The sequence below is a fragment of the Serratia sp. NA_13 genome (assembly GCF_052691735.1).
Genome location: NZ_JBQZFV010000001.1, coordinates 81034 through 95338 on the forward strand (window position 1 = coordinate 81034; position 14305 = coordinate 95338).

The 14305-nt window shown below is 51.3% G+C and carries 16 protein-coding genes and 1 pseudogene; 13 read left to right on the forward strand and 4 right to left on the reverse strand.

All coding sequences use genetic code 11. The features are described from left to right. Positions 1–65 precede the first annotated feature (65 nt). Positions 66–1304 carry a molybdopterin molybdotransferase MoeA gene (moeA, locus tag ACUTSU_RS00315; RefSeq protein ID WP_445650046.1) on the forward strand — a complete coding sequence of 413 codons (1239 nt, stop codon included), beginning with the start codon at positions 66–68 and terminating at the stop codon, positions 1302–1304. A 2-nt stretch (positions 1305–1306) separates the two neighbouring features. Then, a complete protein-coding gene (gene moeB / locus ACUTSU_RS00320) occupies positions 1307–2062 on the forward strand; it encodes a molybdopterin-synthase adenylyltransferase MoeB (protein ID WP_445653605.1) in 756 nt (251 codons plus the stop codon). An 87-nt stretch (positions 2063–2149) separates the two neighbouring features. Here the strand turns inward: moeB and ACUTSU_RS00325 are convergent, their stop codons facing one another. Further along, complete coding sequence (locus ACUTSU_RS00325) at positions 2150–3742, reverse strand: ABC-F family ATPase (protein ID WP_445653606.1); 1593 nt, start codon at positions 3740–3742, stop codon at positions 2150–2152. 38 nt (positions 3743–3780) lie between these two features. Between ACUTSU_RS00325 and ACUTSU_RS00330 the strand changes: the two genes are divergently transcribed. The 6 genes from ACUTSU_RS00330 to ACUTSU_RS00355 all read left to right on the forward strand — a co-directional run bounded on the left by ACUTSU_RS00330 (position 3781) and on the right by ACUTSU_RS00355 (position 8250). Next, the gene (locus ACUTSU_RS00330) at positions 3781–4818 is read left to right on the forward strand and encodes a recombinase family protein (RefSeq protein WP_445653607.1); all 1038 of its coding nucleotides are present in this window, start codon (positions 3781–3783) and stop codon (positions 4816–4818) included. Between the two features lie 33 nt (positions 4819–4851). Beyond that, positions 4852–5972, forward strand: a protein-coding gene (locus ACUTSU_RS00335) for an IS3 family transposase (RefSeq protein WP_445650952.1) whose coding sequence is annotated in 2 segments (ribosomal slippage) — positions 4852–5110 and positions 5110–5972 — 1122 coding nt in all. Because the reading frame shifts where the segments join, the coding sequence is not laid out codon by codon here. After that, positions 5969–6325: a fimbrial protein gene (locus ACUTSU_RS00340; protein WP_445650953.1), complete on the forward strand. Its 357-nt coding sequence runs from the start codon at positions 5969–5971 to the stop codon at positions 6323–6325. Before ACUTSU_RS00335 ends, ACUTSU_RS00340 begins: the two co-directional genes overlap by 4 nt. A 69-nt stretch (positions 6326–6394) precedes the next feature. After that, positions 6395–6523 (forward strand): hypothetical protein, encoded by a 129-nt coding sequence (locus ACUTSU_RS00345; RefSeq protein WP_445653608.1) that lies wholly within the window; start codon positions 6395–6397, stop codon positions 6521–6523. Further along, positions 6523–7134 carry a tail fiber protein gene (locus ACUTSU_RS00350; protein ID WP_445653609.1) on the forward strand — a complete coding sequence of 204 codons (612 nt, stop codon included), beginning with the start codon at positions 6523–6525 and terminating at the stop codon, positions 7132–7134. Before ACUTSU_RS00345 ends, ACUTSU_RS00350 begins: the two co-directional genes overlap by 1 nt. 231 nt (positions 7135–7365) lie before the next feature. Continuing rightward, positions 7366–8250 carry an Ig-like domain-containing protein gene (locus ACUTSU_RS00355; RefSeq protein ID WP_445653610.1) on the forward strand — a complete coding sequence of 295 codons (885 nt, stop codon included), beginning with the start codon at positions 7366–7368 and terminating at the stop codon, positions 8248–8250. 126 nt (positions 8251–8376) lie between these two features. Here the strand turns inward: ACUTSU_RS00355 and ACUTSU_RS00360 are convergent, their stop codons facing one another. Together ACUTSU_RS00360 and ACUTSU_RS00365 are read right to left on the reverse strand one after the other, a co-directional pair. Beyond that, positions 8377–8667 carry a DUF1493 family protein gene (locus ACUTSU_RS00360; RefSeq protein ID WP_445650957.1) on the reverse strand — a complete coding sequence of 97 codons (291 nt, stop codon included), beginning with the start codon at positions 8665–8667 and terminating at the stop codon, positions 8377–8379. Next, entirely contained in the window at positions 8661–9119 is a 459-nt protein-coding gene (locus ACUTSU_RS00365; RefSeq protein WP_445650958.1) for an STM2901 family protein, read from the reverse strand. Before ACUTSU_RS00365 ends, ACUTSU_RS00360 begins: the two co-directional genes overlap by 7 nt. Positions 9120–9447: 328 nt before the next feature. Here ACUTSU_RS00365 and ACUTSU_RS00370 point away from each other — a divergent pair. Together ACUTSU_RS00370 and tolA are read left to right on the forward strand one after the other, a co-directional pair. Next, positions 9448–9615 (forward strand): annotated as a pseudogene (locus tag ACUTSU_RS00370) (NADP-dependent isocitrate dehydrogenase); the annotation flags it as partial. 249 nt (positions 9616–9864) lie between these two features. After that, positions 9865–10305 carry a cell envelope integrity protein TolA gene (tolA, locus tag ACUTSU_RS00375; protein ID WP_445653611.1) on the forward strand — a complete coding sequence of 147 codons (441 nt, stop codon included), beginning with the start codon at positions 9865–9867 and terminating at the stop codon, positions 10303–10305. Between the two features lie 242 nt (positions 10306–10547). Here tolA and ACUTSU_RS00380 read toward each other — a convergent pair whose 3' ends face one another. Further along, positions 10548–11669: an AI-2E family transporter gene (locus ACUTSU_RS00380; protein ID WP_445650960.1), complete on the reverse strand. Its 1122-nt coding sequence runs from the start codon at positions 11667–11669 to the stop codon at positions 10548–10550. Between the two features lie 528 nt (positions 11670–12197). On the opposite strand from ACUTSU_RS00380, the gene ACUTSU_RS00385 reads away from it, so the two are divergent. The 3 genes from ACUTSU_RS00385 to ACUTSU_RS00395 all read left to right on the forward strand — a co-directional run bounded on the left by ACUTSU_RS00385 (position 12198) and on the right by ACUTSU_RS00395 (position 14054). Continuing rightward, complete coding sequence (locus ACUTSU_RS00385; protein WP_445650961.1) at positions 12198–12407, forward strand: hypothetical protein; 210 nt, start codon at positions 12198–12200, stop codon at positions 12405–12407. 143 nt (positions 12408–12550) lie between these two features. Beyond that, on the forward strand, positions 12551–13294 hold the full coding sequence (locus ACUTSU_RS00390; protein ID WP_445650962.1) for a DUF3658 domain-containing protein: 744 nt from the start codon (positions 12551–12553) through the stop codon (positions 13292–13294). Between the two features lie 115 nt (positions 13295–13409). After that, on the forward strand, positions 13410–14054 hold the full coding sequence (locus tag ACUTSU_RS00395; RefSeq protein WP_445653612.1) for a Qnr family pentapeptide repeat protein: 645 nt from the start codon (positions 13410–13412) through the stop codon (positions 14052–14054). Positions 14055–14305 lie beyond the last annotated feature (251 nt).

A 14305-nucleotide genomic window follows, 5' to 3' on the forward strand; every position in this document is an offset into this window, starting at 1 on the left:
GCATCCTTCATAATACCCCCACATTGCCGCTATTTATCGCGCACCCTGATTACGGAGTTCCCCCGATGGATCATTGCCATACTTCCGATCTCATTTCCCTGGAGCAGGCACTGGAGAAGATGCTCAGCCAGCTCTCCCCCCTGCAGCAGACCGAATCCATTGCCCTGACCGCCGCCGCAGGCCGCATTACCGCTGCCCCGGTCATTTCGCCGATTGACGTACCGCCGTTTGCCAATTCGGCTATGGACGGTTACGCCGTGCGCCTGGCGGATTTGCAAGCCAACGCGCCGTTGCCGGTGGCGGGCAAAGCCTTTGCCGGTGCCCCGTTTGATGGCGACTGGCCGACCAATACCTGCCTACGTATTATGACCGGCGCTCCTGTCCCTGTAGGCGCCGAAGCGGTGATCATGCAGGAACAGGCCGAGGTGAGCGATGCAGGGGTGCGCTTTACGGCCGAAGTTCAAGCCGGGCAAAATATTCGTCTGGCAGGGGAAGATATTCGCCAGGGCGCAGGCGTGTTGCCCGCAGGTGTCCGACTGGGTGCCGCGCAATTGCCGCTGTTGGCCTCGCTTGGCGTTGCCGAAGTTCAGGTGATGCGCAAGCTGAAAGTCGCGGTGTTCTCCACCGGCGACGAGTTACAACCGGTCGGCCAGCCGTTACAGGCAGGGCAAATCTACGATACCAATCGCTTTGCGGTGCGCCTGATGCTGGAACAGCTGGGCTGCGAGGTGATCGATCTGGGCATTATCCGCGACAATCAAGCAGCGCTGCGCGCCGCTTTCGATCAGGCGGACAGTCAGGCCGACGTGGTGATCAGCAGCGGTGGCGTTTCGGTCGGTGAAGCCGACTACACCAAGCAGATGCTCGATGAACTGGGTGAAGTCAGCTTCTGGAAACTGGCAATCAAACCGGGTAAGCCTTTTGCCTTCGGCAAGCTGAAACACGCCTGGTTCTGTGGTCTGCCGGGCAACCCGGTTTCTGCCGCCCTGACCTTCTACCAGTTGGTGCAACCGCTGCTGGCAAAACTGGCAGGTCACAGCGACTGGCAGTTGCCACCGCGTCTGCAAGCGCGCGCATTGACGCCGTTGAAGAAAGCGCCGGGCCGTCTCGACTTCCAGCGCGGGGTATTTAGCAGTAACGCCCAAGGCGAGTTGGAAGTCAGCAGCACCGGCCATCAGGGCTCGCACGTGTTCAGTTCGTTCAGCCAGGGGAACTGTTTTATCGTACTGGAGCGCGATCGCGGCTCTGTCGCAGTGGGTGAAAAAGTGGAAATTGAACCCTTTAACGCCCTGCTGAGGAGCTAAGCATGCTGCCGGAATTAACCGATGCCGAAGCATTGCGCTATAACCGCCAGATTATCCTGCGCGGTTTCGACTTCGACGGTCAGGAAAAGCTGAAAGCCGCACGGGTGCTGATTGTCGGCCTGGGCGGTTTGGGTTGCGCCGCTGCGCCCTATTTGGCTGCGGCAGGGGTAGGTCATCTGACGCTGGTTGATTTCGATACCGTTTCGCTCTCCAACCTGCAACGCCAGATCCTGCACCGCGACGCGCGCATTGGCATGGAGAAGGTTAATTCGGCGCGTATCGAGCTGAGCGCCATCAATCCGCATATCCATATTGATGCCGTTGACGGACAGCTGGACGATGAACAGATGACTGCACAGATTGCCGCCAACGATCTGGTGCTGGACTGTACCGACAACGTGGCAACACGCGATCTGCTCAATCGCCTGTGCCATGCGCAGCGCAAACCGCTGGTATCCGGCGCGGCGATCCGTATGGAAGGGCAACTCAGCGTCTTCACCTACCAGGCCGATGAACCTTGTTACCGCTGCCTGAGTCGGTTATTCGGCGACAACGCCCTCACCTGCGTCGAGGCCGGTGTAATGGCACCCTTAGTGGGCACCATCGGCACTCTGCAGGCTATTGAGGCCATCAAACTGCTGACGCAATACGGCCAGCCACTCACCGGCAAACTGCTGATGTTTGATGCGATGAGCATGCAGTTCCGTGAGATGAAGCTGCCGAAGGATCCGCAGTGCAAGGTATGTGGCGGGGAATAGCAGACACAAAAAAGGCGAGAATACTCGCTCCCGCCTCAGATTACTGGTCAATTTACAGGCGCTGCATGCAACGCCCCTACCAGTGTGTTACACGATACCCTGGCTACGCAGATAGTCTTCGTAGTTGCCGGTAAAGTCGATGACCTTGGTCGGTGTCATTTCCAGTACGCGGGTCGCCAGCGAGCTGACGAACTCACGGTCGTGGGAAACGAAGATCAGGGTGCCTTCGTACATTTCCAACGCCATGTTCAGCGATTCGATGGATTCCATATCCAGGTGGTTGGTGGGTTCATCCATAATCAGGATGTTAGGGCGTTGCATCATCAACTTGCCGAACAACATGCGGCCCTTCTCCCCCCCTGACAACACCTTCACTTTCTTCTTGATGTCGTCCTGGCTGAACAGCAAACGACCCAGTACGCTGCGGACTGCCTGCTCGTCGTCTTTTTCCTGCTTCCACTGGCTCATCCAGTCGAATACCGTCAGGGTATCATCGAACTCGTATTCGTGATCCTGCGCGTAGTAACCGATCCTGGAGTTCTCAGACCATTTCACGCTGCCGCTGTCCGGTTGTGCATCACCAACCAGGGTTTTCAGCAGGGTAGATTTACCGATACCGTTCGGGCCCAACACCGCCACTTTCTCGCCCACTTCAACCATCAGATTGAACTTGCTGAACAGAGGACCGTTGTCGAAGCCTTTGGCCAGCGCTTCCACTTCCAGTGCGTTACGGAACAGTTTTTTGTCCTGTTCGAAACGGATGAACGGGTTCTGACGGCTTGAAGCCTTAATTTCTTCCAGCTGGATCTTATCGATCTGACGGGCACGTGAGGTTGCCTGCTTGGATTTGGAGGCGTTGGCACTGAACCGGCTGACGAACGACTGCAGTTCGTTAATCTGTGCCTTCTTCTTGGCGTTATCCGCCACCAGACGTTCACGCGCCTGAGTGGCCGCCGTCATATATTCGTCGTAGTTGCCCGGATATATGCGCAGTTCGCCGTAGTCCAGATCCGCCATGTGAGTACACACCATGTTCAGGAAGTGACGGTCGTGCGAAATGATAACCATGGTGCTGTTACGCTCGTTCAGCACCTGTTCCAGCCAGCGAATAGTATCGATGTCCAGGTTGTTGGTGGGTTCGTCGAGCAGCAGGATTTCCGGATCGGAGAACAGTGCCTGCGCCAGCAACACACGCAGTTTGAAGCCAGGTGCGATTTCGCTCATCGGGCCATAATGCTGTTCGACCGGGATGCCAACACCGAGCAGCAGCTCGCCGGCACGCGCTTCGGCAGTGTAACCGTCCATTTCGCCGTAAGCCACTTCCAGATCGGCTACTTTATAGCCGTCTTCTTCGCTCATTTCGGCCATAGCGTAAATACGGTCACGCTCTTCTTTCACTGCCCACAGTTCATGGTGGCCCATGATAACAGTGTCCAGCACGCTGTATTGCTCAAAAGCAAACTGATCCTGACGCAGTTTACCCAGACGCTCGTTCGGATCGAGGAACACGTTGCCGCCGCTCGGTACCAGATCGCCGCCCAGGATTTTCATAAAGGTGGATTTGCCGCAGCCGTTGGCCCCGATCAAACCATAGCGGTTACCGCCACCAAATTTTACAGAGATGTTTTCAAACAGCGGCTTACTGCCAAACTGCATAGTGATATTGTTACTTAATAGCAAAGGATTTACTCTTATAGAAACGTGATTTTGGACACATTATGCCACAACGGAACAATGGGATCGCCTACAGTTATGTTCGTTTTTCAAGCAAGCGACAAGAACTGGGCGACAGTCTGCGCAGACAGACGGAAATGGCGGAAGAATACGCCATCAAAAATGGACTTAAACTCTCCAGCAAAAACTTCCAAGACCTTGGTATCAGCGCCTTCCGGGAAGGTAAACGTGCATCTCTGGTTGATATGCTTGCCGCCATTGAAGAAGGCCAGATTACTGCTGGATCAACAATCATTATCGAAGCATTAGACCGGCTTTCACGCCGTGGTATCGATGCAACGCTGGAAACGGTGAAAGAGATTCTACGCAAAGACGTTCAGGTAGTCAGCCTTTCCGATGGTTTGCTGTTAACCAAAAACAGTCTGAATGATCTGCAAAGTGTCATTCGCATAGCGGTCGCAGCCGATCTGGCTCACAAAGAGTCAGAACGTAAAGCGATACGCCTGCGTGAAACTAAGGGACAACAGCGACAAGCGGCACTTAGCGGGAAACCTATCAATAAAATCCTGCCTTTTTGGCTACAACGTACCGAAACCGGTTATGCCTTCAGCGATAAAGCAGGAGTCGCCAGGCAAATCGTTCAGCTCAAACAAGAAGGCAAAGGCAGCAATATGATAGCAAAAGCGCTCAATAAGCTGGGTATTGCCGGAGTCAGAACGGCACAATGGAATCATGCCTCTATAACCAAAATGCTAAAAAATCCTGCGCTGTATGGCGCCTATCAGACGGGTGAAACAACCAAAGACAGAGAACTGATCAAGCTAGAACTGGTTGAAGCGTACTACCCTGCCCTGACCAGCAAAGAAGAATGGCTGTTGCTGCAATCAGACCAAAGCAAATCCAAACGAGGACGCCGCAGCGCTGATAACCCTTATAGTGGCCTATTACGCTGTGAATGCGGTGGTGCATTAGTAAAACGAAAGCACACTGTAAAAGAGAAACTGTACGTTTATCATGGCTGCTTAAATGCCAAAGATGGCCGCTTGACCTGCTCCCCGTTGATTAACACACCGCGATGTTAGTAATGTCTTCATAAGCCACATGAGGACATCCCCATGAAGAAGCGTTTTTCCGACGAACAGATCATCAGTATTCTCCGCGAGGCTGAAGCCGGGGTTTCTGCCCGTGAACTCTGCCGTAAGCATGCTATTTCAGACGCTACTTTCTACACCTGGCGCAAGAAGTATGGCGGTATGGAGGTGCCCGAGGTTAAGCGCCTGAAGTCGCTTGAGGAAGAGAACGCCAGACTCAAGAAGCTGCTTGCCGAAGCCATGCTGGATAAGGAGGCGCTTCAGGTGGCTCTGGGGCGAAAGTACTGACGACAGGCCAGAAGCGGGAAGCCGTTGAGTTTATGTGTGATGCGACCGGTCTGTCGCAACGTCGTGCCTGCAGTCTTACAGGTTTGTCTCTGTCGACCTGCCGCTACGAGGCTCAGCGTCCGGCGGCTGATGCGCATTTATCAGGGCGCATTACTGAACTGGCACTGGAGCTCAGGCGTTTTGGCTACCGCCGCATCTGGCAGTTACTGCGCCGTGAAGGGCTTCTGGTTAATCACAAGCGCGTGTACCGCCTTTATCTTCTCAGCGGGCTGGGTGTAAAACGCAGACGACGTCGTAAAGGACTGGCAACGGAACGTCTGCCGCTGCTCCGCCCTGCAGCGCCCAACCTGACCTGGTCGATGGATTTCGTCATGGACGCGCTGGCCACCGGTCGCAGGATAAAGTGCCTGACCTGCGTGGACGACTTCACGAAGGAATGCCTGACGGTCACTGTTGCCTTTGGGATTTCAGGTGTTCAGGTCACGCGTATTCTGGACAGCATTGCGCTGTTTCGCGGCTATCCGGCGACAATAAGAACTGATCAGGGCCCGGAATTTACCTGCCGCGCGCTCGATCAATGGGCCTTTGAGCATGGCGTGGAGCTGCGGCTTATCCAGCCCGGCAAGCCGACACAGAACGGATTTATTGAGAGTTTTAACGGACGCTTTCGCGATGAATGCCTGAATGAACACTGGTTCAGCGACGTCAATCATGCCAGGAAAACCATCAGCGAATGGCGTCAGGATTATAACGAATGTCGCCCGCACTCCGCGCTGAATTATCAGACGCCGTCTGAATTTGCAGCGAGCTGGAGAAAGGGTAATTCTGATAGTGAAGGATCCGACATTACTAAGTGAGCGTTGTATCTAATCCTGGGGGCAGGTCAGGTAAGTCTACACCTCGCCATTTTTCAATTGACCTGGAAAATTGTGAAGTCGGGGGGAGCAATAGCGTAAATGTCACCTTTTCTGGAGTAGAGGGTAAAGACGGTCGGCTTGGAATTTCAGGCACGGCCAGTGGCGCGAGTATTGCATTTACTGATGGCGCGGGCGAAGTGATTAAACTGGGATCGCCAAGTAAAAGTATTTCTCTCCAGAATGGGAGTAATACCCTTCCATTTACTGCTTACCTGCAAGGGGATGGCGTACCGGTAAATATTAAGCCGGGCGATTACCAGGCTTTGGCGCAGTTCACACTGAACTATCAATAACCTGTTTAATCCACTATTGAACACTGAGGCAACTGTATATGCAGTTGCCTTTTTTATTTGGAGATCACAATGGATCAAAAATTTTTCCGTATCCCCTTTGCCAGTGCTGGCGATAAACAACAAATTCCCGACGAGAAAAGCACAGAGGGTTTTGTCAGTTTTTCGAGGGTTGGGGAGAGGATTATCAAAAAGACTTGATGAGCGACGCCCGCGCCAAAGCGGTAGAGCGTGATGCGATGAACAGCATACTGAATGCCATTACGGTCGCACTGCGTCAGTATCAGACGGACAGCTTCCCTGAGTGGATCACGCCAGCGAACAACGGCGGCACGGCTTATCAGTATGGCGCTGGCGTGGTGGTCTGCCACCGTCAGGGTAATGGAGCATTTGCCTCTTATGTTTCGCTGGCGGAGAATAATGCAACTGAACCCGGTACCGAAGGTGCACAATGGCAAGCCTTTATCTACCGCCGGGCTACCCAGGGTGAAGCCGACGCAGGCACTGACGACACGCTAATTATTACCCCGCCCACGCTGCAGCAGGCCATTAAAAACGCCATTGGCGACATAACGACTGAGTTGGCACCGTTCCTGTTGCCAGTCGGGGTTATTGTTTCATGGGGCAGCATGACACCGCCTGATGGATGGATTGAGGCCAATGGACAGGGATTTGATATAGCCAAGAACCCCAAATTACATGCTGTATTCCCATCGGGCAATGTGCCTGACTTGCGAGGGAAGTTTGTACGTGGTTGGGCACATGGTTCAAATGCAGACCCTGATCCAGGCCGAAGCATGTTGAGTGAATAAGCGGCTGCTGACACGAACCATTATCACCATACGGGCAGGCTATGGGCTCCAGCAGGGAATAATGATGATATTTGGCTCATCAATCGAGGCGATGATAATAGCGGAGAGTCCTACGGGGCTTTCGTAGTCACCGGGGATGGTGGATGGTCACGGTTGGGGGGGTATTCCTCCAGCGGCAGTGGGCAGTTTAGTGCTACGGGTAATCCGAAACGGCAGGATGGATCCTCAGGGATGGGTGACCCATATCCAGCAAATACGGCATTAATGTACATCGTCAAAACAGACCAGGCTGACAACATCAAGCCAGAGCCAACACCAACGAACATTATCGTAACGCCGTCATCGTTGAATATTGGTGTGGGTGCAACGCAGCAATTCAGCGCTCAGGTTCTGCCCGTCGATCTTGCCCCTAGCTTCCCGGTGACATGGGTAAGCACTAATACCGCGGTGGGTACGATTGATGGGAGCGGGCTATTCCGTGCTGTTGGCCCAGGCAGTACAGATATTATCGCGAGTGTCAGCTCGGGCCTGAGCGTGCGTGTGACTGTGCGGGTGGATATTCTATTAACGTCAATAACGCTGGCTGCCATTCCCGATCAGGTTGCGGGTAACACCTATGCGTTGAAAGTAACGAAAACACCATTGAATGCCACTGAAAACATTAGTTACGGTTCGACAGACAGTGCTGTGGGAAGTGTTACGGCTGATGGACAACTGATCGCTGCTGGAGAGGGAACGGCGACGATCAGTGTTGCCGGGGATGTTTCAGGGAAAAGTGCCAGTCGGGTTGTAAAAGTTACCGCTGCACCGGTGGTATCTGATTTTCTGGCAATTAAAAATAACTTGTCTGAAATTGCCGATGCGGGGGAAGTGGCGCAGGCCGAGTCTCAGAAGAACCTGGGCCTTGGGGCGTTGGCGACTAAGGATGCATTAACAGCGAAGGACACCGGCTCGGTGCCTGTGGCCGATAAAACGTTACCCGCAGGCACCGATCTAAACGATGTCACTGAGCCGGGAGAGTACTACCAGAACGTGACCAGCAATGCCACGTTGGCGCTGAATTATCCTGAGGCACTGGCCGGCGCATTGAAGGTTATTCCGCACCGGGGTAGATAAGGGGGCCTGTCGTCAGGTGTATATGCCCTATAATTCAACGGTTGAGTACCGACGCTATGCTTTCGGCAGTCCGCTGGTGTTTTCTGCATGGAAGGCGTATTGAGTAAAGGGTCGGCGTTTGCCGACCTAATACAACCACCGTCCAGCCTTGGCTGATTTAATGAGCATATTTATGGTAAGAGGTTTTGGTGGCGATTTATCGTTAGGGAAATAGGTGCTGAAGTCCAATGTATCATGTTCAAGATGGAATTCCGTGAAAATCTCATCCAGCAAATCCATAGCTTCCTGTTCGTCAATTTTCATTGTGTAGTTCAGCGAACTATCGCCGGTCAGCATTGGTTTTTTTAAAGTAAGCCACGATCGTCCATTGTAAGGTTCCACCATCTCTAAAATACGCTTTTCAATGTCGACTACCATATCTTGTCACTCCCGCGGGCTATGGTGTTGTAATGAATCGTAGCTCTAAATGAAATCTCTGTTATATCTTTAGCCAAAATCACCCATCCAAGGACTGGTATCGCACGACCAACAAAAGTCCCCATTTTTCTTACCATGCGAATTTTTAATGTTGATGGAGGATAACCGCCTATTACTGAGGGCATTTTCAACCCGAAGGGGAACATTTTATTGCCGAAAACTTTGCGGGCTTGTCGAGATGCGAGAGATGTATCAGGTATAGCTGTTTTAAATTTCCCTCTTGTTGGCGATATGTTCCTCCCCGAATGGATAGCTGCTACGGCCGCAATATCCTGAATACCTAGTTGATCTGCCGTTTCTTCACAAAAAATCCAAAAGAACAACTCGCCAGCACTCAGATTTTGCATACCCTTGTAAAAGTACGTCCCGCCTAATTCTTCAACCGTATCCATAACTTTTCCTTGTCATTTTAGTTGTTGCCTAACATACCAACTGAAGCGAAACATTTCTATGCTGGATGCTGATTTGGGAAAATGGCCCGGTTTTTGTTCTGAGGTGTGTTGCGGGATGCTGCCGCTTTAGTTCGAGAGAAAAAATAATGGTGTCCGATCATCATTTTTTTGATTACTGATTGCTCAAAATTTTTGCGGGGTTGTTCTGCAAAACTCAACGAAACCCACCGAGAATAAAGGCGTTTGAAACACGATTCAATGGATGTCAGAAAACAAAAAAAATCGGAATTTATTTATATATTTCAGATTGTTATTTTATCGGTAGTATATGCTGCTGCGTCACATGGGCTGGTTCGAAGCGGCTGATCTGATCGTTAAGGGCACTGAAGGTGCAATCGCTGCCAAGACCGTGACCTATGACTTCGAACGCCTGATGGAAGGTGCTAAGCTGCTGAAATGTTCAGAGTTTGGCGACGCTATCGTTAAACACATGTAAGTGTGTTTTAGCGTTAAATGATAACGGGAGCCTGATGGTTCCCGTTTTTTATTATTCAAACCGCAACGGTTATCAAAACGTTATCAAAATAAATTATCAAAACCTAGTCGGTTTTCTCATCTTGCTTTGCTGAAAGACTTACTTTCAAAACTAGAATCAAGCAAGAAATTACTTCTATGGACTCTGAGGTGTCTGTTAAACCCGTGGCGATTCAGTTCTTTCCAGTGACTATTCTAAAAGAAGGGAATCATGAATAGCGTTCATTCAGGATTTAAAAAAAACCTGCCGTCATTAATGCTTATTGTCGTCTCACTATGGCTGACAGGCTGTACCAAGGCGAATACTGAGGCGAACGCAGGGCCGTCTGCGGAGGGTGTCGATGATCTTTTTGCTGCCATTGACGGCAAAGCAACTCCTGCAGCAGGGGATGAGGTTAGCAACTATGCCTGGCAGGTACGCGCTGCGATTCAGAGCCATTTCTATGATGCCAACGCCTATGTCGGCAAGAAATGTTCTGTAAGAATGAAGTTTGCCCCGGATGGGATGCTTTTGTATGTCCGGTCTGAAAGTGGTGATCCCGCCCTTTGCCGGGCTGCTATAAAGGCAATCACAAATACCCGCTTCCCCAAGCCGCCGTCACAAGCGGTTTACGGTGTTTTTAAAAATTCCGTACTCGAATTTCGCCCCTAAGCGGCTGAATGAAAAAACTATCGTTCAACAGATGTGATTGTATTTTATGTTTGAACAACAATGGGAGCCGCAGGGCTCCCGTTAGGTTGCTTTGTGGTGAGCAGCCGAAAATCAATAAATTGATTTTCCTGATTTTTATTTATCGGCCTCTACTCGCTCTGGGCAGGAATGAGGTTTGTCATCAGTCTGACGGGAGCCGCAGGGCTCCGGTTTTTACTGGCAGTAAAAATCTCCGCAATATTTTAATCCACCTTGGTGGCATCAGGGTGATTCTTGCCTTCCTCGATAAAATCTTCATCAATCTCATCGGTGGTATCGGCACTGTCGCGGCCGGAAAGAATATTCCAGCAGGCGATGAACAGAGCGGCGATAAGCGGGCCGATGACGAAGCCATTAATGCCGTAAATCTCCATACCGCCCAGGGTTGAAATCAGGATCAGATAATCCGGCATCTTGGTGTCTTTACCCACCAGCAGCGGGCGAAGGATATTGTCGACCAAACCGATGATCACCACGAAGAAGCTCACCAGGAACAGGCCTTTCCACAACAGACCTGTGGCGAAGAAATAGATGGCGGCGGGTACCCAGATAATGGCGGAACCTACAGCAGGGATGATGGACAGGAACGCCATCAATGCGGCCCACAGCAGGCTGCCCTCGATACCGGTGATGTAAAACGCCAGGCCGCCGAGCGCGCCTTGCACTATTGCAACCACTACCGTGCCTTTCACCGTCGCGCGGGAAACCGCGGCGAATTTCACAAACAGATGATGTTTAACGTGCTCGGATAACGGTAAGGCTTCGAGCGACAGGTTAACCAGATAAGGGCCGTCTTTCAGCAGGAAGAACAGCAGATAGAGCATTACGCCAAAACCAACGGCAAAGTTGAAGGTGCCTTTACCGATCAGGAACACGCTACCGGCAAGATATTGTCCACCCTGCAATGCCACCTGTGAAAGTTTCTTTTGTATTTCTGCTGCGTTGTCGAGGTTATGCTCGGTAAGGAAATGGCGGGCCCAGCCAGGCAGCACCCGCAGGGTATCGGCCAGAACTACCGGGAATTGGGCGTTATTACCCTGTAATTTGGTGTAGACGACGTTAAGCTCAATAGCCAATGAAGACGCAATAATCGCCAGGGGCGTAAATACGATCAGACAGATTACTGCGACCGTCAAAAGCGACACCAGGCCGTTTCGCTCCCCCAGATACTGTTTAAGTTTTTGCTTCACTGGATGGAAAATCACCGCCAGTATAATTGCCCACAGAGCCGACGAATAATAGGGACCCAATACGTCCAGAAAAGCAGCGGTAACTATGAAAAGGATCAGAATAAAGAATCCCTTTGAAATACCCTTAGACATCATACGCGTCCCTCTGATGATAGATTTCTCCGCCAATGCCGGTATTCAACGGCATTGACACTTCTTGAAGATTAAACCCTATCATCACAAACGCGTAACAGGTAGTGGATTTTACAGATGAAATATTAATGAAACTTATCAGTCATCATCTGTTCAGCAGGGGGATTTGAGGGGGGAGATGCAGGCTTATTACAACAAAATCCCCCAGCCTGACTAACCCGTTACTCTTTGCGAATGAACGTAGGATTAATTACAGGCCTTGGCGATGGGCGGGCGTTGGGTCGAAAACTGTGTGCGCTCCGCCGAATGCCGGCGCCAACTGGGTGGAGTTTCGCTCAGGCCCCGTATCGGGGCCTGAGACTGCTACCTGCTGAAAACCTCAGTTCGCACAATGATAGCTCACTTATTCACCATATTGATTTTAACGTGGAATACATAACCGCAGAGAATGTGGATTATGTGGCTCGAACCATTAGAAATATCTTTAAATTCTGTTAAGTTGGCCGCTGGCCTAATCACAAGGAGAGAACGATGTTAGAGCAATACTATCCGACGACGATGAGCTCCAAATCGATCACGGATGAGCAACATAAAAGACTGGTGGCGGTGCAAGCGGCGCTGGAGCTGATCAAGGCCACGCTGTCTGATACCAACGACGGTAACGGCGTGGATTTTCAGTTGAAGGCCGCAGAAAAGCACATTGGCCCGATGGCTGATGCGATCCAGGAAGCGCTGAAATAAATTACGTCAGCGATGATTAACCGCCTAATGGGGGGTTATGCTACTCGGGTGGGAAAATTAGGATTTTTTGTCTAGTAATCGTGCAGAAGTATTGGCAAAAGTCCTTCAGGATTATTTTAGGGAACAGGCGGAGGAGAGCATTGATGAAGGATGTGCATATCGCACTTTCGGGCGGCTGTGTGAGGTTGGCCTATCCGGGAGAAAACGTTCTGGATTTCACCGATAACCTGTCATTTGGGCCGCTGTGCACACTGGATGACGCACAAGGTCTGCAGGATCGAACCCGCTGGTTTCAAGAGTTGTATCAATCTGTTCACGCCCCCGAATGGGACACTTCTTTACAGCGCCTGGCGGCGATGGAAAGCCTGAAAATACGGTTGGCCGCGGTAAGCGGGCAGGTGACCCTGTGGATTGGCGATAATTCCGATGAGCAATTGATGTTGCGGGCGCTGTTGCCTTTGCTGGCGGAAAATGCCGTTTTTGTGGTTAACGTCACCGAACTTGCCGGATGTGATACCACCGGTAGTTGTCCGATTGAAACGCTCGAATCCTTGTGGATCCGGCGACGTGAGTTGACAGCGGAAGACAGAGCTACGCTTATCGCCGATTGGCAGCGTCTGTTGCAGGACAATGCGCGGGTGCGAATTTTCACTCAGGGAGGAATACAGGGCAAAACCCAGGACTTCCATGATCCACTGCTGTTACAACATTGTCCGAAGGATTTCACTCAGGGTTCCAAAGTCGTGGGCAACGCGATGGTCAATTCACCCTATTGGGTGGGCGACACCTTTTTGAACTTCCGGCTGTACGCACTAATAGAACAGGGCGTATTGCAGGCGAAGATTGGCGGGGTCAACATGAATCGACTTCAGGTACGGCAGGCTTAACCTTACTTACCCGCGCGGTGTTTTTTGTGCTGTGCTGCGGGAAAACCGTTTTTCACAGGACAGCAGATCTGCTTATAATGCCTCACTGACTGTATAAATAAACAGGCGTGGTGCGATGACACTGAAGTTGGATGGTGAAAAGATTGTTCGTAACCGGTTTACCGGCGAAAAAATTGAAAACGGCAGCTTTATCAACTGCGATTTTTCAGGCACCGACCTGACGGGAACCGAATTTATCGACTGTCAGTTTTATGACCGCGAGAGTCAACAGGGCGGTAATTTCAACCGTGCGTTATTGAAGGATGCCAGCTTCAAAAACTGTGACCTGTCGATGGCTGACTTCAGAAACGCCAGCGCGTTAGGTATCGAAATCCGTGAGTGCCGGGCGCAGGGCGCAGATTTTCGCGGCGCCAGCTTTATGAATATGATCACCCCACGCACCTGGTTTTGCAGCGCATACATAACCAAAAGCAACCTGAGTTACGCCAATTTTTCGAAAGTGGTACTGGAGAAGTGTGAGCTGTGGGAAAACCGTTGGAACAGCGCGCAGATCCTGGGGGCGACTTTTAGCGGTTCGGATCTGTCCGGTGGTGAGTTTGCGTCGTTTGATTGGCGTGCCGCCAATTTTACCCACTGTGATTTGACCAACTCGGAACTCGGTGAGCTGGATCTGCGCAGCACCGATCTGCAGGGCGTAAAGCTGGACAGCTACCAGGTGTTTCAGATGATGGAGCGGCTGGGTATTGCGATTATCGGTTAAGCGAGACTGGCGTTCCTGCTTTTGTAGCGCCTGATTGACAAGCCAGCGGAGGGTAAGGATTTTATCACTTTATCGGTATCCGGTGTCGAGAACTTATTGATTTGTCAGGTTTATGTTAAGGTTTTATTACAATTAAACATCAACACAATAATAAAATGTGTGTTGACGCCAGCAGTACAGAGATTGAGGATAAATGGCGCAATGCGGATGTGGTGGAAGGGACTTGATTTTAAATAGCGCTTGCTTAAATA

Bases quoted from the DNA above. Each gene is read 5' to 3' on its own strand.
- moeA (WP_445650046.1), top strand. From the start codon at position 66: ATGGATCATTGCCATACTTCCGATCTCATTTCCCTGGAGCAGGCACTG.
- moeB (WP_445653605.1), top strand. From the start codon at position 1,307: ATGCTGCCGGAATTAACCGATGCCGAAGCATTGCGCTATAACCGCCAG.
- ACUTSU_RS00330 (WP_445653607.1), top strand. From the start codon at position 3,781: ATGCCACAACGGAACAATGGGATCGCCTACAGTTATGTTCGTTTTTCA.
- ACUTSU_RS00345 (WP_445653608.1), top strand. From the start codon at position 6,395: ATGGATCAAAAATTTTTCCGTATCCCCTTTGCCAGTGCTGGCGATAAA.
- ACUTSU_RS00350 (WP_445653609.1), top strand. From the start codon at position 6,523: ATGAGCGACGCCCGCGCCAAAGCGGTAGAGCGTGATGCGATGAACAGC.
- ACUTSU_RS00355 (WP_445653610.1), top strand. From the start codon at position 7,366: ATGGGTGACCCATATCCAGCAAATACGGCATTAATGTACATCGTCAAA.
- ACUTSU_RS00360 (WP_445650957.1), bottom strand. From the start codon at position 8,667: ATGGTAGTCGACATTGAAAAGCGTATTTTAGAGATGGTGGAACCTTAC.
- ACUTSU_RS00365 (WP_445650958.1), bottom strand. From the start codon at position 9,119: ATGGATACGGTTGAAGAATTAGGCGGGACGTACTTTTACAAGGGTATG.
- tolA (WP_445653611.1), top strand. From the start codon at position 9,865: ATGAATAGCGTTCATTCAGGATTTAAAAAAAACCTGCCGTCATTAATG.
- ACUTSU_RS00380 (WP_445650960.1), bottom strand. From the start codon at position 11,669: ATGATGTCTAAGGGTATTTCAAAGGGATTCTTTATTCTGATCCTTTTC.
- ACUTSU_RS00385 (WP_445650961.1), top strand. From the start codon at position 12,198: ATGTTAGAGCAATACTATCCGACGACGATGAGCTCCAAATCGATCACG.
- ACUTSU_RS00390 (WP_445650962.1), top strand. From the start codon at position 12,551: ATGAAGGATGTGCATATCGCACTTTCGGGCGGCTGTGTGAGGTTGGCC.
- ACUTSU_RS00395 (WP_445653612.1), top strand. From the start codon at position 13,410: ATGACACTGAAGTTGGATGGTGAAAAGATTGTTCGTAACCGGTTTACC.